The organism is Deltaproteobacteria bacterium (assembly GCA_020848905.1).
Taxonomy (GTDB): Bacteria; Myxococcota_A; Polyangia.
The window spans coordinates 12246-37110 of sequence record JADLHG010000069.1; the positions used below are offsets into that span (position 1 = coordinate 12246).

19 protein-coding genes and 1 pseudogene are annotated in these 24865 nt (G+C 68.8%); 18 read left to right on the forward strand and 2 right to left on the reverse strand.

Annotation, left to right across the window (positions count from 1 at the left end; translation table 11 throughout):
• Window positions 1-44 precede the first annotated feature (44 nt).
• The 3 genes from IT371_28935 to IT371_28945 are packed head-to-tail and all read left to right on the forward strand — an operon-like array spanning window position 45 to window position 4557.
• The gene (locus IT371_28935) at window positions 45-1466 is read left to right on the forward strand and encodes a hypothetical protein (GenBank protein ID MCC6751713.1); all 1422 of its coding nucleotides are present in this window, start codon (window positions 45-47) and stop codon (window positions 1464-1466) included.
• The gene (locus tag IT371_28940; GenBank protein MCC6751714.1) at window positions 1463-2740 is read left to right on the forward strand and encodes an MFS transporter; all 1278 of its coding nucleotides are present in this window, start codon (window positions 1463-1465) and stop codon (window positions 2738-2740) included. The genes IT371_28935 and IT371_28940 overlap by 4 nt, the downstream gene beginning before the upstream one ends.
• Complete coding sequence (locus IT371_28945) at window positions 2737-4557, forward strand: sugar phosphorylase (protein ID MCC6751715.1); 1821 nt, start codon at window positions 2737-2739, stop codon at window positions 4555-4557. The genes IT371_28940 and IT371_28945 overlap by 4 nt, the downstream gene beginning before the upstream one ends.
• A gap of 68 nt (window positions 4558-4625) precedes the next feature.
• On the opposite strand, the pseudogene IT371_28950 reads toward IT371_28945, so the two are convergent.
• Both IT371_28950 and IT371_28955 read right to left on the reverse strand, forming a co-directional pair.
• A pseudogene (locus tag IT371_28950) lies at window positions 4626-4916 on the reverse strand (hypothetical protein).
• A gap of 52 nt (window positions 4917-4968) precedes the next feature.
• Window positions 4969-5889: a hypothetical protein gene (locus IT371_28955; protein MCC6751716.1), complete on the reverse strand. Its 921-nt coding sequence runs from the start codon at window positions 5887-5889 to the stop codon at window positions 4969-4971.
• A gap of 336 nt (window positions 5890-6225) precedes the next feature.
• On the opposite strand from IT371_28955, the gene IT371_28960 reads away from it, so the two are divergent.
• The 15 genes from IT371_28960 (at window position 6226) to IT371_29030 (ending at window position 24802) form a co-directional block, all read left to right on the forward strand.
• On the forward strand, window positions 6226-6975 hold the full coding sequence (locus IT371_28960) for a FadR family transcriptional regulator (GenBank protein ID MCC6751717.1): 750 nt from the start codon (window positions 6226-6228) through the stop codon (window positions 6973-6975).
• Entirely contained in the window at window positions 6972-7259 is a 288-nt protein-coding gene (gene gatC / locus IT371_28965) for an Asp-tRNA(Asn)/Glu-tRNA(Gln) amidotransferase subunit GatC (GenBank protein ID MCC6751718.1), read from the forward strand. The genes IT371_28960 and gatC overlap by 4 nt, the downstream gene beginning before the upstream one ends.
• A 79-nt stretch (window positions 7260-7338) precedes the next feature.
• The gene (gene gatA / locus IT371_28970) at window positions 7339-8817 is read left to right on the forward strand and encodes an Asp-tRNA(Asn)/Glu-tRNA(Gln) amidotransferase subunit GatA (GenBank protein MCC6751719.1); all 1479 of its coding nucleotides are present in this window, start codon (window positions 7339-7341) and stop codon (window positions 8815-8817) included.
• Window positions 8817-10250: an Asp-tRNA(Asn)/Glu-tRNA(Gln) amidotransferase subunit GatB gene (gene gatB, locus IT371_28975; protein MCC6751720.1), complete on the forward strand. Its 1434-nt coding sequence runs from the start codon at window positions 8817-8819 to the stop codon at window positions 10248-10250. The genes gatA and gatB overlap by 1 nt, the downstream gene beginning before the upstream one ends.
• A gap of 80 nt (window positions 10251-10330) precedes the next feature.
• Window positions 10331-11404, forward strand: coding sequence for an S-methyl-5-thioribose-1-phosphate isomerase (gene mtnA / locus IT371_28980; protein ID MCC6751721.1), 1074 nt, complete (start codon window positions 10331-10333; stop codon window positions 11402-11404).
• A 566-nt stretch (window positions 11405-11970) separates the two neighbouring features.
• Entirely contained in the window at window positions 11971-12288 is a 318-nt protein-coding gene (rplU, locus tag IT371_28985; protein ID MCC6751722.1) for a 50S ribosomal protein L21, read from the forward strand.
• 31 nt (window positions 12289-12319) lie between these two features.
• A complete protein-coding gene (gene rpmA, locus IT371_28990) occupies window positions 12320-12595 on the forward strand; it encodes a 50S ribosomal protein L27 (protein ID MCC6751723.1) in 276 nt (91 codons plus the stop codon).
• A gap of 125 nt (window positions 12596-12720) precedes the next feature.
• Window positions 12721-13752: a GTPase ObgE gene (obgE, locus tag IT371_28995; GenBank protein ID MCC6751724.1), complete on the forward strand. Its 1032-nt coding sequence runs from the start codon at window positions 12721-12723 to the stop codon at window positions 13750-13752.
• 441 nt (window positions 13753-14193) lie between these two features.
• Window positions 14194-14712 (forward strand): hypothetical protein, encoded by a 519-nt coding sequence (locus tag IT371_29000; protein ID MCC6751725.1) that lies wholly within the window; start codon window positions 14194-14196, stop codon window positions 14710-14712.
• Window positions 14709-17015, forward strand: coding sequence for a tetratricopeptide repeat protein (locus IT371_29005; protein ID MCC6751726.1), 2307 nt, complete (start codon window positions 14709-14711; stop codon window positions 17013-17015). Before IT371_29000 ends, IT371_29005 begins: the two co-directional genes overlap by 4 nt.
• Before the next feature lie 91 nt (window positions 17016-17106).
• On the forward strand, window positions 17107-20607 hold the full coding sequence (locus IT371_29010) for a tetratricopeptide repeat protein (protein ID MCC6751727.1): 3501 nt from the start codon (window positions 17107-17109) through the stop codon (window positions 20605-20607).
• 23 nt (window positions 20608-20630) lie between these two features.
• The gene (locus tag IT371_29015) at window positions 20631-21743 is read left to right on the forward strand and encodes a tetratricopeptide repeat protein (GenBank protein ID MCC6751728.1); all 1113 of its coding nucleotides are present in this window, start codon (window positions 20631-20633) and stop codon (window positions 21741-21743) included.
• 25 nt (window positions 21744-21768) lie between these two features.
• On the forward strand, window positions 21769-22140 hold the full coding sequence (locus IT371_29020) for a hypothetical protein (GenBank protein ID MCC6751729.1): 372 nt from the start codon (window positions 21769-21771) through the stop codon (window positions 22138-22140).
• Between the two features lie 269 nt (window positions 22141-22409).
• Complete coding sequence (locus IT371_29025) at window positions 22410-23840, forward strand: energy transducer TonB (protein ID MCC6751730.1); 1431 nt, start codon at window positions 22410-22412, stop codon at window positions 23838-23840.
• Window positions 23841-24247: 407 nt separating this feature from the next.
• On the forward strand, window positions 24248-24802 hold the full coding sequence (locus IT371_29030; protein MCC6751731.1) for a hypothetical protein: 555 nt from the start codon (window positions 24248-24250) through the stop codon (window positions 24800-24802).
• The last annotated feature ends 63 nt before the right edge of the window (window positions 24803-24865 follow it).

Here is a 24865-nt window from a genome sequence, read left to right on the forward strand (position 1 = left end):
TTTCCTCCCCGCCAGGGGGGCTCCGTCGTGCGAAGATCGGCACGATGCGCCTCGACCCCGATGAGCTCCGCGCCCGCGTGACGGCCCTTCTCGCCGCGAACCGCGTCGAGGAGGGAGCCGTGCGCTACACTCGGCCCGCCGCGAAGACGTATCCCCATCAGTGGCTCTGGGATTCCTGCTTCCACGCCCATGTGCACAGCCTGCTGGGCGACGCGAAGGCGGCTCGGGCCGAGCTTCGCGCGCTCTTTCGCGCCCAGTGCGTGGACGGGCCGGACCGAGGGCGCCTGCCGCACATGACCTTCATCGGCGCGGCGGCCCGCCAGCTGGGCGTGGGCGAGGAGCAGGCGGCCGAGGCCCAGACCCGCGATGCGGCGCTGTGGGGCAATCCGGTGGCCTCGACCATCACCCAGCCGCCGATCGTCGCCGACGCCGTGCGCACCGTCGGTGACAGGGCCTTCTGGCGCGAGCTCTGGCCCGGCCTCGCGGCGTACTACGACTGGTGGCTCCGGCGCCGCGACCCCGACGGCGACGGGCTCTGCGCCATCTGGCACCTCTGGGAATCGGGGGCCGACGCCACGCCCCGCGGAGATGCGGCCTGCGCGCGGCTCCTCGCGACCGGCCGCGTCCCCCGGCACCTGGACAAGGGGACGCACAATCCGACCGCGCGCAAGCGCGAGGAGCTCGTTCGCGCGCGCTTCCTCATGCTCGAGGAGCTGCAGGCCCTCGACGGAGCCGAGCTCTCGGGCGCGCTGGACGAGGTCGAGGCGCAGCGTCGACGACGCGCGCTCCTCGGTCTCGAGGCGGTGGACCTGCAGGCGCACCTGGTGCGGAACCTCGGAGACCTGGCCTTCATCGGCGACGCCCTCGGCGAGCTTCGCGCGGCCGAGCGCTACCGCGCTGCCGCGAACCGCATCGTGGAGGCCGTGAACGCCACGCTCTGGGACGAGGCGCGCGGCGGGTACTTCGACCGCTGGGGGGCCGCGAGAGAGCGTCTTCCCCTCTGGACCTACGCCCCCTTCGTCGCGCTCTACGCCGGCGAGCTCGTTCCGCGCTCCCGCGCCGAGCGCCTTCTCGCGCGCCTCGTAGACCCCGCGCACTTCTGGACCCGCTGGCCGCTCCCCACCGTGGCGCGCAGCGAGCCCACCTTCGACCCCGACGAGTACTGGCGCGGCTCCACCTGGCTGAACGTGAACTGGCTCGTGGCCCGCGGCCTCGTGGAGACCGCCGAGCGCCTGGCCGATGCGCGCTACCTGCCGCCCGCGCGCGCGATCGTGGACCGCTCGCTCGAGCTCGTCGCTCGGACGGGCTTTCGCGAGTACTACCGCAGCGGCGCCGCGACGCCGTCGGGCGACGGCGCCTGCGAGCCCGCGGCCTTCGGACCGGAGTCCTTCTCCTGGTCCGGCCTCGCGCTGGCGCTCCTCGCCCTCGCGGAGGGGGCGCTCGCCGACGTGGACCCCGCACCATGAGCCTTCCCCCTTCCACCGGGCCTGCCCTCCCGCGGCGTCGAGAGATCCTCGCGCTCCTCTTCGCGCTCGCCTTTCTCAACTACCTCGACCGGAACCTGCTCTTCCCGCTCCTGAGCCTCATCGGACGCGACCTCCACCTCTCCGAGGCGCAGCAGGGGATGCTCGCCACCGGCTTTCACGTGGTCTACGCCGCGTCGGCGCCGCTCCTCGGCTTCTTCGCCGACCGCCTGAGCCGACGGCAGATCCTGCTCGCCTCCCTCCTTGGCTGGAGCACCGTCACCGCGCTCTCGGGCGCCGCCGTCGGCTTCTACTCCCTGCTGCTCCTGCGCTCCCTCACCGGCCTCGGTGAGGGCGGCTACTTCCCCACCGCGCTCTCGCTCATCGGGGACCTCTACGGACCGCACGAGCGCGGCCGCGTGATCGCCCTCCACGGCGTCTGCGCCACGCTCGGCGGCTCCGCGGGCTACGCGCTGGGCGGCGTGCTCGGCGCCCACCTCGGCTGGCGGCTCCCCTTTCTGCTCACCGTGGCCCCGGGGCTCCTCCTCGCACTCCTCGTCTGGCGCCGCCTCGAGGAGCCACCGCGCGGGAGCGCGACCACGGGCGCGAGCGCGACGGAGCCATCGACCTCGCCCGCCACCGCCCTCCGGCGCCCTTACCTCGCGATCGTCGCCTCCCCCGCGGTCTTGCTGATGGCGCTCGCGGCGGCCAGCGCGGCCTTCGCCATGAACGCACTGAACACCTTCTTTCCGAGCTACCTCGAGGAGGCGCACCGCTTCTCGGTCGCTTCCGCCGGCACGCTCACCGGCGTCTTCTTCGCCGCGACCCTCATCGGACAGCTCGTGGGGGGTGCGAGCTCGGACCTCCTCGCGCGACGTAGCCGCGTGGCGCGTCCCCTCCTCGTCGGCGCGGCGTACGCCCTGTCGGCGGTCGGTGTGGCGGCCCTGGCCGGGACGCCGTCGGTCGGTCTCGCGCTCGGCGCCTACGGCCTCACCCAGGCCGGGCGCGGCTTTGCCGAGCCGAACATCTTCGGCTCCGTGCTCGACGCGCTTCCCGCGGGCGAGCGTGGGACCGCGCAGGGCTTCCTCCTCATGCTCACCTTCGCCGGCGCGTCCGCCTCCCCGCCGCTCGTGGGGCACCTCAAGCGACGCGGAGGCTATCCCCTCGCCTTCGGCTGCGCCGCGGTCGCGGCCGCCCTGACCTCCGTGCTCGCCTTCGCGCTTGCCGCGTGGCGACGCGCGGGACGCCCCGTCGAGCAAGGAGGTTCCTCCACATGACGCCCTCGACCGAACGCCCCACGACCGAGCGCCTTTCGACGGAAGCGCGCCTCGACGCCGAGCTCCGCGCGCTCTACGGCGAGGCGCGGGGCCCGGAGCTCCACGCGCGGCTGCGCTCGCTCATGGCGACCTGGCAACCGCGTCTGCCCGCGGGTGCGCGTCCCGCCGGCCGCCGGCGCTTCAGCTCCGGCGACAGCGTGCTCATCACCTACGCCGATCAGCTCCGCGCCCCGGGCGAGGCGCCCCTTCGCACGCTGGCCGGCTTCTGCCAGGAGCACCTCTCGGGCCTCGTGAGCGCCGTCCACCTGCTGCCCTTCTACCCCTCGAGCTCCGACGACGGCTTCTCGGTGATGGACTACCGCGCCGTGGACCCGGCCCACGGTAGCTGGGAGGACGTCGCCGCGCTCGGTCAGCGCTTCGAGCTCATGTTCGACGCGGTGGTGAACCACGCCTCGGCCCAGGGCAGCTGGTGCCGGGCCTTCCTCGCCGGCGAGCGGCGCTACGCCGACTTCTTCCGGACCGCGACCGACGACGAAGACCTATCCCAGGTCTTCCGCCCGCGCACGAGCCCGCTGCTCACCACGTTCCCCTCCGCGCGGGGCCCGCTCCGCCTGTGGACCACCTTCAGCGCCGATCAGGTGGACCTCGACCTCCGCAACCCGGCCGTCCTCGCCGAGATCGTGGACGTGCTCCTCGAGTACGTGGCCCACGGCGCCTCGCTCCTGCGCCTCGACGCCATCGCCTTCCTCTGGAAGCGCGCCGGGACGACCTGCCTCCACCTCCCCGAGACGCACGGCGTGATCCGGGTCCTGCGGCTCATCCTCGACGAGGTCGCTCCGCACGTCGCGCTGATCACCGAGACCAACGTGCCCCACCGCGAGAACGTCTCCTACTTCGGCGACGGCCACGGCGAAGCGCAGCTGGTCTACAACTTCGCGCTGCCGCCGCTCGTGCTCCACACGCTGCGCACCGGCCGCGCCTCCGAGCTTTCCTCCTGGGCCGCGGGGCTCGAGCTCCCCTCGCGCGAGGTGACCTTCTTCAACTTCCTCGCCTCGCACGACGGCATCGGCGTGACCCCCGTGCGGGACCTTCTCCCGGCGGCCGACGTCGCCGCGCTCGCCGCGCAGGTGCGGGCTCACGGAGGCGAGGTCTCCGCGCGGAGTCTTCCCGACGGCACCGAGAGCCCCTACGAGCTGAACGCGAGCTTCTGGGACGCGCTGAACGATCCGCGTGCAAGCGAGCCGCTCGACCGACAGGTCGCCCGCTTCTCCCTCGCGCAGGCCATCCTCCTCGCGCTGCGCGGCGTGCCGGCCCTCTATTTCCACAGTCTCGTCGGGTCGCGCGGCTGGCCGGAAGGGGTCGCGCGCACGGGACACAAGCGCACCATCAACCGCGAGAAGCTCGAGCGCGGGCCCCTCGAGCAGGAGCTCTCGGATCCCGCCTCCCGCCGCGCCCAGGTCTTCTCGCGCCTCGCGCGCCTGCTGCGGGCTCGCGCCTCCTCGAGCGCCTTCGATCCGGTCGGCGAGCAGACGGTGCCGGCGCTCGGGGACGGGGTCTTCGCCCTCCTTCGCCGCGCGGCCGACGGCGGGCCGAGCGCGCTCCTCCTCCACGAGGTGAGCGGCGCGCCCCACGACGTCCGGCTTCCTGAGTTGCTCGACGCTCTCGGTCTGCCGGCCCGGGGCCCCGCGCCGAGGTGTTTCGACCTGCTCGACGGCGGTCGCCCCTTGGACCTCGCTCAGCCGCTCGGGCTCTCCCCTTACGACGTCCGCTGGCTCGTCACCGCGCCCCCCCCGCGCAGCGTGGCGACTGACGGCTAGGCTTCCGCCTCGTACCCTTCCTCGCCCTCGTCCGCGCCCGACCCCGCCGCGGGTCCACCCGGCGCGTACCACTCCTCGATGATCGACACGATCTGCCGCGCCTGCTTCTCGCTGCTGATGTTGAAGCTCGACTGCTTGCGGTACTGGCCGCTCATCTTCTTGAAGCGCACGATCGACACCTTCGGTGCGCGATAGATCGGGGCCGGCGCCTCCGCCGAGGCCTTCTTGTCCAGCTCCTGATAGAGGAACATCACGGTGGCCCACGCCCCCTTGCTCAGGATCTCCTTCTTCAGCTCTTTGCGTACGAGCTGCCCTTCGTCCTCGTAATCGAACGTGAGCTCGTCAAGCGTCGCGGCCATGGCTCTCTCTGCTCCTTGGGGAAGAATCGACGATCGAGGAGGGGCCGCTTCGCTACTGGAGCTGAAGCGGCGCACGGTCGCGGACGGCGACCCGGAGCTCTCCCTGCTCCAGGCCCGGCGCGACGAAAAAGGTGCGGCGCAGGCGAGAGAGCTCGAGCGTGAGCTTCCCGTCTCCATCCGGTGCGAGGCTGGACATCAGCGCGGCGGGGACGTCGAACGCACCGTCGTCGCGCACGCGGCAGCGGAGGGCCTGGTCCTTACGCCCGCGGCTGAAACGCAGCTCGATGTAGGTCACGTCGCTCTGGCTCGCGGCCTCGGCGGCTTGCCACCTCAGCGGCAACTCTGCCGTGCGACTGACCAGCGTCGTCGCCGTTGGGGCGACGCTTCCAACGCGGGTCAGCTTGGGGAGGGTGGGGCTCGGGGCGTGAACCGTGAAAGCGCCCACCGCTTCGCCGCCGCCGGCGGAGGCCTTCACGCCGCCCGCCTCGGGGACGCGCATCGCCTGGGCTTCGCCGTACGCCACGCCGGAGATGAAGGGGAGCAGGCCCGGATAGTGTCGCGGCACGAGCAGGACCGTGCCGGCCTGGGTCTGCACGCGCAGGTCGCCGGCCTCGAGCAGCTCCACGTTCCCCGGCTCCTCGCTGCGGACCATCCCGTCGGCCTTCAGGTCCACCGTCAGGTCGTAGACGCGACAGGCGTCCAGGCCGGGCAGGTCGCGCCCCGGCTCGAGCGGCAGGGCCAGGAGTCGCGAGACCTGCTCCCGATCGAACGCTCCGTAGCGGACGAACTGCGCCGTCGTGGTCAGGACGAGATCGTCTCCCGAGTCGCCCCAGTCGTGCCCGTACGCCACCGAGAGCAGGCCGAAGCTCCGCTCGGTGCCGGAGGTGGCGTCCTCGTCGGGGAGCTGCGTGCCGCTGCAGCCCAACCACCCGGGCAGGACCAGGAGCGCCAGGCTCAGACCGACGAACCGCATCGGGTGTGTCATCCGCTTGTTCTCCAGCCCTTGGAAGATCTCGTAAGGCCTAGCCAAAATTACGCCCGTCCGCCCTCTGCCTTCCCCTGAGCGCACACGTCGCCCCCATTCTATAGGAAGGCATCGGCCTGATCAAACGAGGTCCGCCCCGTTTCGCCCTGCCGTGAAAAGAACCCGGCGCGCAACCCCTGGATTCCCCAACTGCATAGCGATCCCGGGCCTGGATGTCAACGGGTTGGCGGGTTGCGCGATTGTGGTCCGTGAGCTATAAGGCGCACAACTCCGGGAATGGCGCACTGCGCCGTTCCGTATTAACGGTGTCGAGAGAGGGCTGCCGTGGCGACTATGGAAAAAATACAATCACGTCAGAAGGTCGCAGAAGAAGTTGCAGATCACCTTCGGGACTCGATCCTGAAGGGACAGTACCAGGCGGGGGACAAGCTCCCGCCGGAGCGGGCCCTGGCCCAGCAGCTCGGCGTGAACCGGGCGTCGCTGCGCGAGGCGCTCAAGTCGCTCGAACACGGGGGACTGGTTCGCATTCGCCAGGGAGACGGGACGCGCGTTCTGGACTTCTTGCACACCGCGGGCCTCGATCTCCTGACCTACCTCGCGCCTCTGCCCTCCGGCGGGGTCAAGGTAGTGAAGGATATCCTCGAGTTCAGGCAGATCTTAGGGCGCGAGCTGGCCCGTCTGGCGGCCGAACGGGCGACCGAGGATCAGCTGGAGAGCCTTCGCGCCATCGCCGCGCGGCGGCCGACGGACCCGGTCGGCGTGCTCCACCAGGACATCGACTTCTACTGCGAGCTGAGCCGCGTGGGGGGCAACCTGGTCTTCACGCTGCTCCTGAACTCCGTGCGCGCGCTCGTGAACCAGTTCAGCGGTCTGCTCACGGACGTGAACGCCGCTCCCGAGCAGATCTGGCGCCACCAGGAACAGATCGTCGCCGCGGTGGCGAAGGGCGACGGCCAGGGGGCCTGGTCGGCTGCGGACCAGCAGCTCCAGCGTGGCAAGGAGCACCTGCTCGCCAAGTGGGGACCTGTCCCCGAGGTGCGGGTCGCGATGCCGCCTCACGAGACGGCTGGATGAGCCTCTCCCCCGAGCAGGTGCGGAAGGTCGCGGCACTCGCGCGGCTCGCCCTGACCGAGGAGGAGCTCGCGACGTTCACCGGCCAGCTGGGTTCGCTCCTCGACTACTTCCGAGAGCTCGACGAGCTGGAGGTGTCGGGGGTGCAGCCGACGTCCCATGTCGTGCCGCTCCTCTGTCCCGAGCGCGAGGATGCCGTGCGTGAGTCCCTCGCGCGCAGCGCCGTGATGGGCCAAGCGCCCCAGGGCGCGGACGAGTACTTCCTCGTGCCCAAGGTCTTGGACTAACCTCTACGGCACGCACGGCGCGGACGGCGTTTGGCCCGCGTCTCGCGCGAACGATCCAGTCCTCGACCGGCGGGTGCCCATGGACATCCTGACGACCACGGCTGCCCAGCTCGCGACGCGCGTGAAGGCGGGGGAGGTGAGCGCGCGCGAGGTGACGCAGGCATATCTCGCCCGCATCGACGCGCTCGACCCACAGCTCGGCACGTTTCTCACGGTGGACCGCGAGGGAGCGCTCGCCGCGGCCAACGCCGTGGACCGCGCGCTCGCCGACGGCCGGGATCCCGGGCCGCTCGCGGGCGTCCCCGTGGCGCTGAAGGACATCTTCGTGACCGCGGGGGTCCGCACCACCTGCGGGTCCCGGATCCTCGAGCGCTGGCTTCCTCCCTTCGATGGCACCCCCACGGCCCGTCTCAAGGCTGCCGGCGCGGTGCTCCTCGGCAAGCTGAACATGGACGAGTTCGCCATGGGCAGCTCGAACGAGAATTCGGCCTTCGGGGCGGTGAAGAACCCCTGGGACCTGGCGCGCGTGCCCGGCGGCTCCTCCGGCGGGTCGGCCGCGGCCGTCGCAGCGCGCCTCTGCGCCGCCGCCCTCGGCACCGACACGGGGGGCTCGATCCGTCAGCCCGCGGCGCACTGCGGAGTGGTGGGGATCAAGCCGACCTACGGGCGCGTCAGCCGCTACGGCGTGATCGCCTTCGCCTCCAGCCTCGATCAGGTGGGCCCGCTCGCCACCAACGTCGAGGACGCGGCGCTCTTGCTCGAGGCGATCGCGGGGGTCGATCCCCTGGATGCCACGAGCGTCCCGGCGCCGGTCGGGGCCTACCGCGCCGCCTGCCGCCGCGAGCTTCGCGGCCTGCGCATCGGGGTGCCGAAGGAGTATTTCATCGACGGGCTCGACCCCGAGGTGGAGCGCGCGGTGAAGGCCGCGCTCGCCACGCTCGAAGCCCAGGGGGCGCACGTGGTCGAGGTGACGCTGCCGCACACGCGCTACGCCATCGCGACCTACTACCTGATCTGCACCGCCGAGGCCTCCTCGAACCTCGCGCGCTACGACGGTGTGCGCTACGGTCTCCGTGCCGCGGACCCCGAGAGCTTGGTCGACCTCTACGAGCGCACGCGGCAGCAGGGCTTCGGCCCCGAGGTCAAGCGCCGCATCATGCTCGGGACCTTCGCCCTCTCCGCCGGCTACTACGAGGCCTACTACGCCAAGGCCCAGAAGGTGCGCACCCTCATCCGCGGGGACTTCGCCGCGGCCTTCGAACGCTGCGACGTGATCGCGACCCCCACCTCGCCCGTCCCCGCCTTCCGGCTGGGCGAGCGGGTGAGCGATCCCCTGCAGATGTACCTGGCCGACATCTTCACCATCTCGTGCAACCTGGCGGGGCTCCCCGGGCTCTCGCTCGGTTGCGGCTTCACCCGCGAGAACCTGCCCATCGGGCTCCAGCTCCTCGGGCCGGCGCTGGGCGAGGAGGCCGTCTTCACCGTCGCTGCGGCCTACGAGCGGGCCACCGACTGGCACACGCGCGTGCCCCCCATCGCCGTCGCCGAGGTGCCGTGATGAGTCCGGACTTCGAACCGGTCATCGGCCTCGAGGTGCACGTGCAGCTCAGCACCGCGAGCAAGCTCTTCTGCGGCTGCAGCGCGACCTTCGGCGCCGCGCCGAACACGCAGATCTGCGCCGTGTGCACCGGGCAGCCCGGCGTGCTCCCCGTGCTCAACCGCACCGCCGTGGACTACGCCCTCAAGATGGCCCTCGCCACCGGGTGCAGTATTCGTCGGCGCAGCCGCTTCGCCCGAAAGAACTACTTCTATCCCGACCTGCCGAAGGGCTATCAGATCTCGCAGTACGACGAGCCGATCGCCGAAGGTGGCAGCCTCGAGTTCTGGTGGAACGAGGCGCTCCATCGCGTCGGGTTGACGCGGATCCACCTCGAAGAGGACGCGGGGAAAAACCTCCACCTGCCGCAGGCCAAGGCCTCGATGGTGGACCTCAACCGCGCCGGAGTACCGCTCATCGAGGTCGTGTCGGAGCCCGAGGTGCGCAGCCCCGAGGAGGCGGCCGAGTACATGCGAGCCCTGCGCGCCATCGTCCGCGCGCTCGACATCTGCGACGGGAATCTCGAACAGGGGTCGCTGCGCTGCGACGCGAACGTGTCGCTGCGTCCCCGTGGGAGCCAGCGGCTGGGCACCAAGGTCGAGGTGAAGAACCTCAACTCCTTTCGCTTCGTGCAGAAGGCGCTGGAGTTCGAGATCGAGCGGCAGGGGGCGCTCCTGCGGCGCGGCGAGACGATCGTGCAGGAGACGCGGCTCTGGAACGCGGACCGCGGCGTCACCGAGAGCATGCGTTCGAAGGAGGAGGCGCACGACTACCGTTACTTCCCCGAGCCGGACCTCCCCCCCCTCGCCGTCGACGACGCGCGCATCGAGGCGCTCCGCGATGCGCTCCCCGAGCTACCCCTCCGGCGACGCCGGCGCTTCGTCGAAGAGCTCGAGCTTTCCGAGTACGACGCGGCCGAGCTGACCCGCGAGCGCGAGCTGGCCGACTACTTCGAGCAGGCCGTCGCCGCTGGCGCGCAGCCGAAGCGCGCCGCCAACTGGATGCTCACCGAGCTGCTCTCGCGCGTGGCCGACGCGCGGGCGGTCACGAGCGCGCCCGTTACGCCCGCGGCGCTCGCCGAGTTGCTCGGCCTCGTCGCGTCCGGGGCGGTGAGCGGCAAGCTGGCCAAGGAGATCTGGCCGCGCATGTGGATGACGGGGCGCTCGGCGAGGGAGATCGCGGAGGCGGATAACCTCTTCCAGCAGAGCGACACCTCGGCCATCGAGTGCGTGGTGCGAGGGATCCTCGAGGCCAACGCGGAAAAGGTGGCCGACTACCGCGCGGGAAAGACGAAGCTCTACGGCTTCTTCGTGGGGCAGGTGATGCAAGCGACCAAGGGCAAGGCCAATCCGCAGCTCGTGAACGACCTCCTCAAGCGAGCTCTGGAGGGTTAGCTCGCGTTCGGCCGGGGGGCTACTGCGGCGTAGGTCCGCGCCTGCGCGCCGGCCTCGCCCGCTACCAAGGAGAGCTAGACATGCCGACGGCGATTCATCGCGCGCTCTGGGACGAGGTACAGAGCCCCCTCTTCTGGGATGACGGGCGCGTCGTGCTGCTCGATCAGCGGCGCCTGCCGCTCGAGGAGGTCTGGCTCGCCTATGACGACGCGGACGGGGTCGCGGGCGCCATCCGGGAGATGGTCGTCCGCGGCGCGCCCGCCATCGGCTGCGCGGCGGCGATGGGACTCGCAGCGTCCGCACGCTCGGCGCTCCCCGACGACGTAGGTCGCTTCCGCGCAGGGTTTTCCGCCCTCTGCGAGCGGATGGCCCGCGCGAGACCCACGGCCGTGAACCTGATGTGGGCCGTGGCGCGCCAGCAGCGGGTCGCCGAGGCCGCGCTCGCGTCGGGCGGCGTGGCCGAGGCGCGGCACTTGCTCGAGCGCGAGGCGCTGGCCATCACGCGCGAGGACCTCGAAGCCTGCCGGGTGATGGGACGCCACGGTGCGGAGCTGATTCCCGAGGGTGCCGGCGTACTCACGCACTGCAACGCGGGGGCGCTCGCGACGGCGGGCTACGGCACGGCCCTCGGCGTGATTCGCGCGGCGGTCGCGGCGGGCAAGCGCCTGCGGGTGTTCGCCGACGAGACGCGGCCCTACCTGCAAGGGGCGCGTCTGACCGCGTGGGAGCTGCAGCGCGACGGCATCGACGTCACCCTCATCTGCGACAACATGGCGGCCGACCTGATGCGGCGAGGAGAGATCCAGTGCTGCGTCGTGGGTGCGGACCGCGTGACGCGCAACGGGGACGTGGCGAACAAGATCGGCACCTACGGGGTGGCCGTGCTGGCCCACCATCACGAGCTCCCGTTCTACGTGGCTGCTCCGCGCTCGACGATCGACCTCACGCTGACGAGCGGCGAGCAGATCCCGATCGAGGAGCGCCCGGCCGACGAGGTCACGCACGTGGGGTCGGTTCGCATCGCGCCCGAGCACGTGAAGGTGCGTTACCCCGCCTTCGACGTGACGCCTGCCCGGCTCATCCGGGCTCTCGTCACGGAGGCCGGCGTGGCGCTCCCCCCCGAGGTCGCGAGCATCCAGGCGTTGTTCGCGTAAGGGCCGGGCCCTATGACCTGGGGTCGAAGGGGTGGGGCAAGAAATCGAAGGGGGCGCTGGGAAGGTCCGGGTTCAAGCCCTCCGGACTCCCGCGCCCCCTTTCTTGCCCCCGCCACACCGCCAGGGCCCCCGTTCGGTGTGGCCCCCTTCCCCACGAAGCACTTCCGCCCGACCTGATCTGACCGTGAGGAGTCCGGGGCGTTCCGGCTTCGAGAACTAACGTACTCCTGGCCGCCCGGCGCGTCAATGAAAAACGATTTGCATGATTTAAATGTTTATTTGCATATCTGTCTATATTTATAGGCCATATTCTTGCGTTGTCCTTTAACGCAGGGCAGCCGACAAGGTAACTTTGGCGGGGGTCTCTGCCGAAGCTGCCCGGTTTCGGGGGCCGCGGCCGCCCGCAAGCCTGCACGGCCGGCAGGGAGCTCTTGACACGGGGGCGCTGCCGAGTAGACTGCCGCGTCGGCTCGCTCCTCAAGGGATCCTGGTGGGCGGCCGCACGACCGATGGACCCCGTGGTGTGAAGCGAGGCCACACGGCCTCGAAGGCAAGGACAAGCTGCGATGTACGCTGTGGTGAAGACAGGCGGCAAGCAGTACCGCGTGACCGAGGGCGACACCCTCAAGGTCGAAAAGCTCCCGGGAGAGCCCGGCCAGCCCGTGGTGCTCGATCAAGTGCTGCTCCTCGTGAACGGGGAGCAGATGTCCCTCGGCCGGCCGCTCGTGGCGGGGGCGCAGGTGACCGCGGAGATCCTCGAGCAGGATCGCCACCGCAAGGTCATCATTTACAAGTACCGTCGGCGGAAGCGGTATCGGCGAAAGAATGGGCATCGGCAGCCCTACACCGCGCTGCGGATCACCGGCATTCAAGGATCCGTCTGAGTCGGAGCCCCGCTGAGAGTAGAGGCCACAGATGGCACATAAAAAAGGTCAGGGTAGCTCTCGCAACGGACGCGACTCGCAATCGCAGCGGCGCGGGATCAAGCGCTTCGGCGGAGAACAGGTGCGCGCCGGCAACATCCTCGTTCGTCAGGTGGGCACGGTCGTGCACGCCGGTCGCAACGTGGGGGTGGGCAAGGACTTCACGCTCTTCGCGCTCATCGACGGCGTCGTGAAATACGACCGCACCGTGGGTCATCGCAGCCGCGTGTCCGTGCTGCCCGGCGCGGAGCAGCCCGCGCAGTCGTAGGCGCCGGCGCGTCCTCCGGCCCCTCGATGGGGACCGAGGCCTTCCTACGATAGCTTCGGGAGTTCCGCGTTGCGCGACGGCGTCGCGTGGCTGGAACGGCGCTGCGCCGGCACCCGCAGAGGACCATGCGCTTCATCGACGAAGTTACGATTCAGGTCCAGGCCGGCGACGGCGGCAAGGGTTGTGTGGCCTTCCGCCGGGAATCGCACGTGCCCAAGGGGGGGCCTTCGGGCGGCGACGGGGGGCGCGGCGGGGCGGTGGTGTTCGTCGCGGATCCAGGCATGAGCACCCTCCTGGATCTCAAGTACCAGAGAAGCTATCGCGCCGCCTCCGGCGAGCACGGCCAGGGGAGGGATCGTTTCGGACACGCCGGGGACGACCTCGTGGTGCGCGTGCCGTGCGGGACGCTGGTCTACGACCTCGCGGGGGGCGAACTGCTCGCCGACCTCGTGACCGCCGGGCAGACCTTCGTGGCGGCGCGTGGGGGGCGCGGTGGCCACGGCAACATGCACTACGCCACCTCCACCAACCAGGCCCCGAGGCGCGCGGACCCGGGCGAGCCGGGGGAGTGCCGCGAGCTGCGCCTTGAGCTCAAGCTGCTGGCCGAGGTGGGTCTCGTGGGTCTGCCGAACGCGGGCAAGTCGACGCTCATCTCGCGCGTGTCGGCGGCGCGACCGAAGGTCGCCGACTACCCCTTCACCACCCTCGTGCCGAACCTCGGGGTGGTGGGGCTCTCCGACGAGCGCTCGTTCGTGATGGCCGACATCCCCGGGCTCATCGAAGGCGCCAGCCAGGGGGCCGGCCTGGGCCATCGCTTCCTCAAGCACATCCACCGCACCCGCGTCGTGGTCTTTCTGCTCGACGACCGGCGCGCGCTTTACGGTGAGCCGGGCACGCCGCTCGATGATCTGGCCGTCTTGCGCGGGGAACTCTCGGCGCACGCCGAGGAGCTCGCCGCCCGTCCCGCGCTCGTGGTGCTGAACAAGGTCGATCTGCTCGCGCCCGAGCGCCGGGAGGAGCTGGCGCGTGACTTCTCCGCCGCCGGCGAGCGGGTCCACACGCTTTCCGGGGTCACCGGAGAGGGTCTTCCAGCGCTCTTGGAGGCCATCTGGGCGCTGCTCGTAAAGGTGCGCTCGGAGGAGCCTCCCGCGTCCTAACCTCCACAACTGACGCGTGAAATTGGCGAGCCCCTTCGTTGACACCCGGGGGGCGTTCTGGTATACCTGCCGCGTTCACAGCACCGCAGTATCGCGTCCCGCGGGGTGCGACTAGTTCCGCCTTGGACAGGTTGTCGTTGGAGAGCGCGAGCCGTTCCTCGTCAGCCTGGTGGGCGTCGGGTTGTCGTCTCAGTGCAACGCACGTAGGCCGGAGGGTGCAGTATGTTCAGACGATCTCTTCCCGTTGCAGCAGTAATCCTCGGCAGTCTGATTTGCGCTGGTCCTGGCTCCGCGCAGCCCGCGAAGGGGGGCGACAAGAGTAAGGACTCTCCGGCTGCTTCGGGGCAAGGTGGTGCTGCTGCCGCGCCCGCGGCCAGTGGCGGCGGATCCGCCGAGGCGGCGCCCGTCCCGCAGCCGTCGCCGACGAGCGGAACGCACGCGGTGCAGCTCAAAGCCCTCGAGCAGAAGGTGAACGAGCTCAAGGAGCGCATCTTCCGCTCCAAGGCCCGGCTGAACCTGCTCAAGGAGACCGTGCTCCACGGCGTCATCGCCGGCTCCCGCGCGGTGATCAAGCACAAGAACGAGATGGGGAGTTCCTTCCGGCTCGTGCGCCTGGTCTACGCCGTGGACGGAGCGCAGATCTTCTCCAAGGCCGACGACAGCGGCGGGCTCGACGGCCAGCGCGAGTTCGAGGTCTTCAACGGGAGCATCGTGCCCGGCAACCACACCATCTCGGTGCACATGGTCTTCCGTGGCCACGGCTACGGGATCTTTTCCTACCTCAAGGGCTACGTCTTCACGGCGAAGGCGAGCCACACCTTCACGGCCGCCGAGGGGCGTCAGCCCGTCCTCACTGTCAGGGCCTATGAGAAGGGCAACATGACGACCGAGCTGAAGGACCGCCCGGCCGTCAAGTTCGACACCAACCTCTACTCGGTGGGCAAAGGACAGGGCCAATGAGCAGGCGGCAAGGCTGGGGCCAGCGCCTGGGCCTTGGGGCCGTGGCGCTGGCGGTGGTGTGCGTCGCGTTTCCCGCCCTCGCCGGGCCGGGAAGCGACGTGCGAACCGAGGTCTCGGAGATCGAGCAGCAGACCCGCACGCTCAGCGTTCGGCACCGGACGCAGGCGGCCTCGAGCGAGCAGCTCGCCGAGCACCGGCTCGTCGACGCGCAGGTGCTCTACAACCTGCGCGACTACACGCGCGCCGCGATCATCCTGCTCGACTACGTGAACCGATTCAAGAACACGCGCGGCTATCCGGAGGCGGTGTTCTTCCTCGCGGATTCGCTCTACAACAAGCGGGACTTCTTGAGCGCGCGGCGCTACTTCCAGCTCATCGTGAGCGAGGTGCGCGGCAAGTACTACCAGGAGGCGCTCCAGCGGCTCATCGAGCTCTCGCTGCGCACGGGCGACACCGCGGAGGTGAACACCTACCTCTCGCTCCTCGGCAACATCCCGGCGGACCAGCTCAAGCCGTCCGTTCCCTACGTCAAGGGCAAGTTCTACTACTTCAAGGGTGATCTGGACACGGCGGCCAGCGCTTTCCGCGCCATCTCGCAGGGGCACACGTACTATCACCACGCCCAGTACTTTCTCGGAGCCATCTACGTGCGGCGCAAGGACCACGCCGGGGCGATGCGGGTCTACCAGGACCTCCTGCGCGTTCCGACGAAGAGCGGCGGCGACCAGCAGGTCCGGCAACTCACCTACCTGGCGCTCGGACGCCTCCTCTACGAGAAGGGCAAGATCGCCGAGGCCATCGACCAGTACCAGCGCGTCGATCGACGGTCGAAGGAGTTCGACACGGCCCTCTACGAGATCTGCTGGGCGTTCGTGAAGGCCGGCGAGTTTCAGAAGGCCAGTCGCGCGCTCGATCTCCTCATGCTCGCGCACCCGGACAGCCCGTTCATCCCTGAGGTGCGGGTGCTCCAGGGGAACCTGCTCATCCGCCTCAAAGAGTGGGGGAAGGCGACCGATCTCTTCTCCAAGACCCGGGAGCAATTCCACCCCGCGCAGGCGCGCATGGCCGGCCTCCTCGCGACGCACAAGGATCCGAACGTCTTCTTCGACGCCCTGCTCGCGCGCAACACGGGTGAGATGTCGATCACGATCCAGGTGCCCGAGCTCGCGCTCAACTGGGTCAAGGAGCTTCCGAACGTCGGTCGCGCCCTGGGCGTGGTCACCGACGTGCGCGAGATGCAGGGGAGCGTCAGCGAGTCGAAGGAGCTGATCGAGCGGCTGGAGCGCGCGATCAATTCTCCGGCGCGGATCAAGATCTTTCCCGAGTTCGCGTCGGCGCGCACGAGCTCTCTCGAGCTCGAGAACCGCGTTGCGCACGCCCGTCGGCGCATTCTGGCCGAGGAGCGGCGCCTCATCGAGCCCGTGGCGACGGGGACGGAGCGGGATCAGCTCGCGTCGCTCTACGGCAAGCGGGCCACGCTCGAGCGGCTGATCGAGAAGCTGCCCGTGGACGCGGCCGGCATCTCCTCGCGCGAGCAGACCAAGATCGGCCAGCTCGTGCTGCTCGACCGGCAGATCTCCGAGCTCCAGGTGATGGTGCAGAGTCTCCGCGCACAGCTCGTCGCGTCGGAGAAGTACGTGCGCGACACCGCGAAGTCGGCGAAGGCCGACGCGCGCGAGAGTTTCCGCAAGGAGACGGACGAGGTTCGGTCGATCATCGCCGGACTGCAGGCCGAGGTCGAGGAGCTTCGCAAGGCGGTCTCCGACGCCAAGGACGCCTCGGGGGTCGGCGGCCCCGAGGAGGTCGCCGAGCGGCAGCTCCGGGCGAAGTACAAGGAAGTGGTGGCGGCGGAGCACCAGTTCTACGCGGCGCTGCGGCCGCGGCTCGGCGGGGCGCAGGGGGGCGAGTTCGACGGCCTCGCGGGGCTGCTGCAGCGCTGCGCGAGCGTCGAGGTCACCGTCGATAGTTTCAACCAGCGACTGGATCAGGGCGTCGAGCAGAAGCTCACGCACGTCCGCGCGGTGATCAAGGAGGAGCGGGACCTCCTCGAGAAGTACAACGTGGAGGTCGCCGAGTACAAGTCGCAGAGCGACCAGGTCGCGGGGGCAGTGGCCTACGACGGCTTTCGCGACATCGCAAAGCGGTTCTACGAGATCGTCGTGAGGGCCGACGTGGGTATCATCGATGTGGCCTGGGCGCTCAAGGACGCCAAGAGCAAAGAGCTCTCGCGGCTGGCCCGGCAGCAGAAGATGGACCTCAAGGTTCTGGACGACGAGTTCCGGGAAGTCCTCAAAGAGGACTGACCGAGCACCGAATGACGTTGGACGCGGCTCGAACACGGTCGCTTGGCTGCAGACTAGGGCTCAGTGGTGGTGAGGCCTGCGCGAGGAAGGCATGATGTCTAGACTCCCAAGGTTCGTCGTGCCGACGACGTTGCTTCTCGTGGGAACGGTCGCGCAAGCGGCTCCCGCGCCGTCGAAGCCAGCGCCCGCGGCGCCGTCCGCTCGGGCGGTGGCAGAGCCGGCTCCGGCCCGTCCCTACTCGCCGGAGGAGCTGAAGGCGCTCCAGGAGGCGATCCAGGACACGGATCGCTTCAAGAAGGCGGCAGACAGCTACCGTGCGACCGTCAACAACATGGTCCGGCGGGCCTACGACCTGCGGCGCAAGACCCTCCTCGGCTCCTTCGACGTCAAGATCCGGCGCGAGGAGTCGGAGGAGAGGACCCGTCGCGTCGCGGCGATCACGCTCTTCGAGGACTTCCTACGCCGCTACCCGCACGACCGGCGCTGGACGCCGGACGTGCTCTTCCGGCTCGCGGAGCTCTACTTCGAGAAGTCGAGCGACGAATACCTCATGGCGACGGAGCAGCACGAAAAGGACCTCCGCGCCTTCGAGAAGGGGCAGCGGGCCGTGGCGCCCACGCCGCCCAAGCAAAGCTACCAGCAGACCATCGACCTCTATCGCCGCCTGATTCGCGAGTTCCCGTCGTACCGGCTCGTGGACGGCGCGTACTACCTGCTCGGCTTCTGCTTGTCCGAGATGGGGGAGACGCAGCCGGGGAACCAGGCCTTTCTCTCGCTCGTCTGCTCGAACCGCCACAAGCCCCCGCTGAGCGACGAGAAGCCGGCGCCGCCGGAGCCCGAGCCGGTGGAGACCAAGGGCAAGGGGAAGGGGAAGAAGAAGCCGCTCGTGACGGCGACGATCTCGACGAAGCCGGCGTTCCTCACCACGGCCTACAACGACTGCACGCCGCTCCGTGGGCAGAGCAAGTTCACGCCGGAGTCGTGGATTCGCATCGGCGAGTACCACTTCGACGAGAATCAACTCGGCTCGGCGATCGCGGCCTACCGGCGGGTGCTCGACCTCGGTCCGAAGGACAACGCCTACTACGACGAGGCGCTCTACAAGCTGGCCTGGACCTATTACCGGGCCGACCGCTTCCCCGAGGCGATCAAACACTTCGACATGCTGATGGCCTACGCCGACAAGGAGCAGGAGCGTACGGGCAAGCTGGGCTCGGACATGCGGCCGGAGTCGCTCCAGTACCTCGGCGTGAGCTTCGCGGAAGAGGACTGGGACGGCGACACGGCCCCCGACGCGGAGACGGGGCTGTCGCGCATCGACAAGTTCTACGCCGGTCGCGACGCGGAGAAGCACGTATTCGAGGTGTATCGCCGGCTGGCGGACATCTACTTCGACACCACGCGCTACGACGATGCGATCAAGGTTTACAAGGTCACGCTGAAGCGCTGGCCCTATCACGGCGACAACCCGGACATCCAGGACAAGGTGATCCTGGCGATGGAACGGCTCCGGCGGTTCGACGAGGCGATCAAGGAGCGCGAGGAGTTCACGCGCCTCTTCGGCAAGGGGACCGAATGGGAGCGTCGCAACCGGAACAACCCGAAGGCGTTGCGCAAGGCCCGCGAGTACGACGAGCAGGCGCTGATCCAGGCGGCCGTCTTTCACCACAAGGCGGGTCAGGAGTTGAAGAAGCGCGGCCTCGCCATGTCGGACGGCAAGCTCCTGCAGCAGGCCGCGACCGAGTACGAGCTCGCGGCGCGCGCCTACCAGCGCTACCTGGAGCGCTTCCCCGACACGAAGAACAGCTACGAGATCCGCTACTCGTACGCGAGCTGTCTCTACTACTCGCAGAAGTTCCTCGAGGCGGGTGCGGCCTTTGCGGCGGTGCGGGACTCGAACCTCGACAACCGCTACCAGGAAGAGGCGGCGTTCTCGGCCACGAAGGCCTACGAGGAGTTCATCAACCAGCAGGTGCGCGAGAAGAAGCTGCCGGACCCGCCGCTGCCGAAGACGGATCCGCCCCCGGCGTCCCTCGCCAAGATCGAGCTTCCCGAGCCCTACAAGAAGTGGCAGGAGTCGCTCGACGCCTACGCCCGCGTGCTTCCTGCCTCGGCCCGCACCCCGCGGCTGGTCTACAAGGCGGCCGAGGTGGCGTACCGCTTCATGCACTTCGACGACGCGCGCCGGCGCTTCGGCGACATCTACCAGAAGTACTGCAAGGACCCGATGGCCATCACGGCGGGGCAGGCGGTGCTCGTGATGTACCAGCTCGAGAAGAACCTGAACAAGATGGAGGAGTGGGCCACCAAGCTCAAGGCCGCCAAGTGCGGCGGCGAGAAGGGCTCGAGCGTCGCGGCGGGTGCCGCCCAGCTCCTCGAGGGCATCAAGTTCAGGCGCGCCGAGGATCTGATGAAGGCCAAGCAGTGGGACAAGGCGGCCAAGGCCTACCTCGACCTCGTCAACGCCAATCCGAAGAGCGAAGACGCCGACAAGGCGCTCAACAACGCGGCGGTGTGCTTCGAGAACTCGAAGCGGTTCGAGTCGGCGACGAAGATCTACGAGCGTATCTGGCGCGACTACCCGAATAGCCCCCAGGCTCACGAGGCGCTCTGGCGCTCCGCGCTCAATTACCAGCGCTTCTTCAACTTCAAGCAGGCGGTGACCAACTACCTGATCCTGTCGGACAGCCCGCGCTTCTCGAGCTCGAGCCACCGGACGGACGCGATCTACAACGCTGCCACCATCCTCGAGAACGACCAGGACTACGCGCGCTCGGCGCAGCTCTTCTTGCGCTACGCGAGCGTGATCGGCAAGCCCAAGGAGGCGGCGGAGGCCACCTTCCGGGCGGGCAAGATCTACGAGAAGATGAACGACTTCAACTCCATGCTGAAGATCTACCGCGACTTCCCGCGCACGCACGGTACGGCGCCCGGGCAGGGAGCGCACGCCGTGGAGGCTACCTTCCGCATCGCCGCGTCGGCGCAGAAGCGGCGCGATCTGAACACGGCGCGGAAATTCTACCGGCAGACGCTCTCGGAGTTCAGCGCGCGTGGTCAAGCGCCGGGCTCCGACGCGGCGGGCTTCGCGGCGCAGGCTGCGTTCGAGCTGGCCGAGGAACGCCTCCGCGGATTCCTGGGAACGAAGATCAAGGGCGCCTTGAACACGTTGAAGGCGCAGGAGAACAAGATGGCCAAGCAGGCCGTCGGGCTCAAGAACGAGTACGAGCGCATCTGGACCTACAAGTTCGCGCGCTGGACGCTCGCCGCCATGTACCGGGCGGGGGGGATTTACGAGCACTTCGCGCGTACTCTGGCCGAGGGGTACCGTTCGGCGCCGATCCCGCCGCAGGTGAAGCGACTGGGTCAGGAGGCTCTCGATCTGTACCAGTCGCAGCTGGACCAGAAACTGGACGAGGCCGTGCGCCCCTACGAGGAGACGGCCAAGAAGAACTACGAGGTGTGCGTCACCAAGTCGAGAGAGTTCGGCGTCTCGAACGAGTACACCGAAGAAGCGCTCAAGCGTCTCAATGCCTTCGACCCGACGGGCTTCCCGCTCTTGAAGAAGCCGAGGATCGAAGTGGTGATCGAGTAGGGAAGGGGCCCAAGGAGAACGGCATGTCCAGAAAGACGATCGGCGGGCTCCTCGGTGTAGCTTGCATGCTCGGTCTCGCGAGCTGCGGCACGCCGGAGCAAGAGACGACCCCGAAGAAGGCCGTGAACGAGGCGAAGGCGAGCAAGCCCAAGGGCGAGCCCGCGAAGGTGGGCGAAGCGCCCAGAAAGGAAGAGGCTCCCGCCGCTCCTCCGACGGAGGAATCGACGGAGCCGGTGCAGGAGCAGGACAACGAGCCCCCTCCGACGGGGATGGTGAGCACGGCCTCCGACATGGTTCGCCGGGGACAGTACGAGCAGGCCGTCACCCAGTGCCGCGCGGCGCTGCGCCGGAAGGAGAAGTACGTGCCGGCGATGGTGGTGATGGCGCGCGCGTACTACCAGCTCGGCAAGTACGAGTTCGCCGAGTCGGTGTGCGACATCGCCCTCAACATCGACGGAACGACCGGCGAGTGTCACAACCTGAAGGGCTTCATCGCGCTCAAGCAGAACAGCGAGACCGAGGCGCTCAAGCACTTCGAGAAGGCCACGCAAGTCAAGCCGGGCTACGGTCCGGCGTGGCTGAACTTGGGGGCGCAGTACGTCCGCGTGAAGAACTACACCTCGGCGGTCACCGCGCTCGAGAAGGCGGTCGAGCTGATGCCGAGTCGCGCCGAGGCCCACTTGAACCTCGGCAGCGCGTATCGCGGAGACAACAAGCTGGTCAAGGCCCAGCAGTCGTATCAGCAGGCGCTGCGACTGAAGCCCGGCTATCCGGACGTCTACTTCAACCTGGGGATCCTCTTTCTCGATGCGAAGGAGTTCCCCGGGATGACGCGCATGCAGGCGCTGGACGCGGCGGTGCAGCACTTCACGCGCTACAAGAGCGTGGCGGCCTTCCGGGCCAAGGACGACCCGGTGGACGACTACGTGACGGAGGCGCAGAAGGCGGCGGAGCGCGAGAAGAAGCGGCTCGAGCGCGAGGCGCAGCAGAAGGCGCGCGACGCGGCGAAGAAGCCGGCGAAGGAAGACAAGAAGGCCGCCAAGGAAGAGAAGAAGCCTGCGGCGGGGGCGCCGAAGCCGGCACCCGCGACGAAGAAGCCGAGCACCGATACGGGAAAGAAGCCCGCGGGGAAGTAGCACCCGCGGTGAGGAGGCATAGGGTATGCGCAAGGGGCCATTGATCATCGCGCTCGGAACGTTGCTCGGACTCGGCGGCGCGGCGTCAGCCCAGGGGCGCGCGGAGGACCGGGCTGCCGCGGCGAAGAAGGCGGCCGCGGACCGCGAGAAAGCCAAGGACGCGGCCAAGGCGGCCAAGACCACCGGGAATGAAGAGGCGCCGGGGGTGAAAGTCGAGCGTGGCGCGGGTGGCAAGAAGGTCTACCGCATCACGACGGGCTTCGTGATCGAGGGGCGCATCCAGAAGCCGAACGCCTTCTACGTGCTCGAGCGCTCGCAGATCAACTACGACTGGGCGCAGCTCAAGCAGGACTTCGTGCCTCGGATCGTGGATGCCGTTCGCGGCAGCCCATTCTAGCCCTTCCCGGCTGCGACGGGCCGGCTCGCGGCCAGGGCGCCCAGCGCACTCTTCCGGGAACAAACCGCGAAGCCCGGCCTCTGATGAGAGAGACAGGACGCCGTAGGTTGGGTGTCGCGGCGCGTGGGCAGGGCTCGGGATGGCCGCCACCGCCGCGGGCAGGGATGCTAGAGTAGGGGCCCGAGCCGTCGGGCGTGCGATGAGAAGAAATGGCTCGCTGGGCCTCGAGCGACTAACCTGATCGCTCTCGCCCGAGAAGGACTACCGCGATGGCCAAACAATCCGTGCCGCAGATGGCCAGTTCGACCGCGCCGAAAGGTGCGGCCGCAGGCCTGCCCAAGATCCTCCGCATCGGTGTGATTCAGGCGGGGAAGATCGTCGAGGAGCGGCTGATTCGCCGGCGAGAGAGCGTGACGATCGGCGCCTCTCCGAGCAACAGCATCGTGGTGCCGGCGTCGTCGCTGCCGAAGAAGTTCACCCTCTTCGAGCTGCGCGGCAATCAGTACCACATGGTCTTCAGCGACGCGATGGACGGACGCGTGTCGGTGAACAACCAGGTGCTGTCGCTCGAGCAGATCCGGCAGGGTGGGCTGGCGCAGCAGGCCGGCGGCAAGGGCCTGCTGAGCGTCGCGCTCAACGAGGGCTCGCGCGGCAAGGTGCTCCTGGGCGAGGTCACGCTGCTCTTCCAGTTCGTCGCGCCGCCGCCGGTACAGCCGCGGCCGCAGCTCCCACCGTCGGTGCGGGGGAGCTTCTTCACGAACATGGACTGGACGCTGGCCACGAGCTTCGTCACGGTCGGGGTGCTCAACTTCGCGTTCATCATCTACCTGAAGACGGTCGACTTCCCGCGCAAGCCGGATCTCGAGGCCATCCCCGATGACTTCGCTGAGTACGTGCCGACGGTCCAGGAGCCGAAGAAGGCGCTCGACCTGAGCAAGATCTCCAAGGAAGGCGAGAAGCAGGCGGAGAAGGCCGAGAAGGTGCCGGCCAAGAAGGAAGGCGGTGGCGGGCAGAAGAAGAAGGCTGCCAAGGCACCGCCGTGCGACGACGCCTGCCAGCAGGCCAAGGCCGAGGCGCGTCGAGCGCGTCTTGCCGAGCAGGTGGCGCGGCTCGGAGCGCTGCGGCTGCTCGGCGTCAAGGGCCGGGGAGGCGCGGCCGAAGACCTGATCAAGGGCGGCGACCCCGGGACGAAGCTCGACAACGCGCTCAAAGGGGTGGGCGGTCTTCGCGTGGGTGGCAAGGGAACGCAGGGGCTGCGGCCGCGCGGAGGGAGCGGGACCGGCAAGAGCGTGGGGATCGGGGACCTGGGTGGCCGCGTGGGTGGTCCGGGCGAGGTGGGCACGGGCGGGATGGTCTCCGAGAAGGTGCCCAAGGCCGTCGTGAAGGCCGCGCACAAGGTGGACACGGGTACGATGAACGAGGACGCCGTGGGGCGTATCATCCGGCAGGGGATGGCGGCCATCCGCGCATGCTACCAGCGGGCCCTGAAGCGGAACCCGAAGCTCACGGGCAAGGTGGACGTGCGGATCAAGGTCAACGCCATGGGCCGGACGACCGGGGTGGACGTCGAGGGGGACAGCGTGGGCGACCCCACGGTGGCGACCTGCATCAAGAGCTTCGCCTCGCGCTGGCGCTTTCCGCCCCCCGAGGGCGGCCCGGCCGAGATCGCCGTTCCGTTCGTCTTCCAGGCCTCGAACTAGCAGCTGCCGACGCGAGCGCCCGCGCGCTTCGACCCTCCCGCCTAAGACCCGCTGCCTGCATTCCTCGCCTTCGTTCGAACGCTCGCGCGAGGTGCTGCAACCAACGAGGCAGTTCCATGAGCGTCCGACTCATCCTCGACCTAGCGGCCTGCCCCAGTCCCGCTACACCTGTGTACGGCCCGGACGATGGGTACCGAGAGGTGGGTCTGTCAGGCGTCAGCCACGACCGGGCGGGGGGCCGAGACGAGGGCGCGCCGGACCCCCAAGGAGCCCTTTGCAGTCGTAAGACGATGAATGAAAAGGAAATTTTCGTCTCAATGGGGAGTTGACAGTCGGACCGAGACCCATATACTGGTGGAGCTCAAGTTCCACCCAGCAGAAGCCGGTTTGAGGGAGGCAGGGACATCATGTCGAAGCGCTACAAGTGGATTTCCAGATCCGCTTTGGGGTTGTTGCTGGCCGGTACGACGGTGTTCGCACAAGGCGCCCCCGAGGGCGAGCTCGGGTTTCGGCGCGAGAGTCGGCTGAGCGCCGAGGAGCAGCTCCGCCAATCCGACGCCTACATCTCTCGCATGCGCTACGTGCAGGACCAAACCTCGCGGCTCGGGGATCGGGCGCGCGCCGAGAAAGACATCATCAAGCTGAACTGCGTCAACGACAAGCTGATCCAGATTAAGGGCAACCTGCGGGTGGGCGAGTTGACGCTCGACAATCTGAAGATGGCCGCGGCCCGGGGAGACGAAGGGGCACGTAGCCACGAATTCTCCAAGCTGACCATCATGTACCAGAAGGTCACCGTGCTCGGGCAGGAAGCGGAAACCTGCATCGGGGAAGAGATCGCCTACGTGGGCGCCACCCAGGTCACCATTCAGGTCGACCCGGACATCACGCAGACTGATCCCACGACGGACGCGCCGTCCCTGATTCCGATGGAGCGGCCGCCACTCGCGTCTCCGCACTAGTTCGGGGCGAGCTTCACTCTCACTTACCGATGAAACTTTTCTCTCGCGAGTTGTAGCGCGAGC

Coding starts and splice junctions, on each gene's coding strand:
- IT371_28955 (MCC6751716.1), bottom strand. CDS start 5,889: ATGCGGTTCGTCGGTCTGAGCCTGGCGCTCCTGGTCCTGCCCGGGTGG.
- IT371_29020 (MCC6751729.1), top strand. CDS start 21,769: ATGCGCAAGGGGCCATTGATCATCGCGCTCGGAACGTTGCTCGGACTC.
- gatA (MCC6751719.1), top strand. CDS start 7,339: ATGGACATCCTGACGACCACGGCTGCCCAGCTCGCGACGCGCGTGAAG.
- obgE (MCC6751724.1), top strand. CDS start 12,721: ATGCGCTTCATCGACGAAGTTACGATTCAGGTCCAGGCCGGCGACGGC.
- IT371_28940 (MCC6751714.1), top strand. CDS start 1,463: ATGAGCCTTCCCCCTTCCACCGGGCCTGCCCTCCCGCGGCGTCGAGAG.
- rpmA (MCC6751723.1), top strand. CDS start 12,320: ATGGCACATAAAAAAGGTCAGGGTAGCTCTCGCAACGGACGCGACTCG.
- IT371_28945 (MCC6751715.1), top strand. CDS start 2,737: ATGACGCCCTCGACCGAACGCCCCACGACCGAGCGCCTTTCGACGGAA.
- IT371_28935 (MCC6751713.1), top strand. CDS start 45: ATGCGCCTCGACCCCGATGAGCTCCGCGCCCGCGTGACGGCCCTTCTC.
- IT371_29010 (MCC6751727.1), top strand. CDS start 17,107: ATGATGTCTAGACTCCCAAGGTTCGTCGTGCCGACGACGTTGCTTCTC.
- mtnA (MCC6751721.1), top strand. CDS start 10,331: ATGCCGACGGCGATTCATCGCGCGCTCTGGGACGAGGTACAGAGCCCC.
- rplU (MCC6751722.1), top strand. CDS start 11,971: ATGTACGCTGTGGTGAAGACAGGCGGCAAGCAGTACCGCGTGACCGAG.
- gatB (MCC6751720.1), top strand. CDS start 8,817: ATGAGTCCGGACTTCGAACCGGTCATCGGCCTCGAGGTGCACGTGCAG.
- IT371_29005 (MCC6751726.1), top strand. CDS start 14,709: ATGAGCAGGCGGCAAGGCTGGGGCCAGCGCCTGGGCCTTGGGGCCGTG.
- IT371_29025 (MCC6751730.1), top strand. CDS start 22,410: ATGGCCAAACAATCCGTGCCGCAGATGGCCAGTTCGACCGCGCCGAAA.
- IT371_29015 (MCC6751728.1), top strand. CDS start 20,631: ATGTCCAGAAAGACGATCGGCGGGCTCCTCGGTGTAGCTTGCATGCTC.
- IT371_29030 (MCC6751731.1), top strand. CDS start 24,248: ATGTCGAAGCGCTACAAGTGGATTTCCAGATCCGCTTTGGGGTTGTTG.
- gatC (MCC6751718.1), top strand. CDS start 6,972: ATGAGCCTCTCCCCCGAGCAGGTGCGGAAGGTCGCGGCACTCGCGCGG.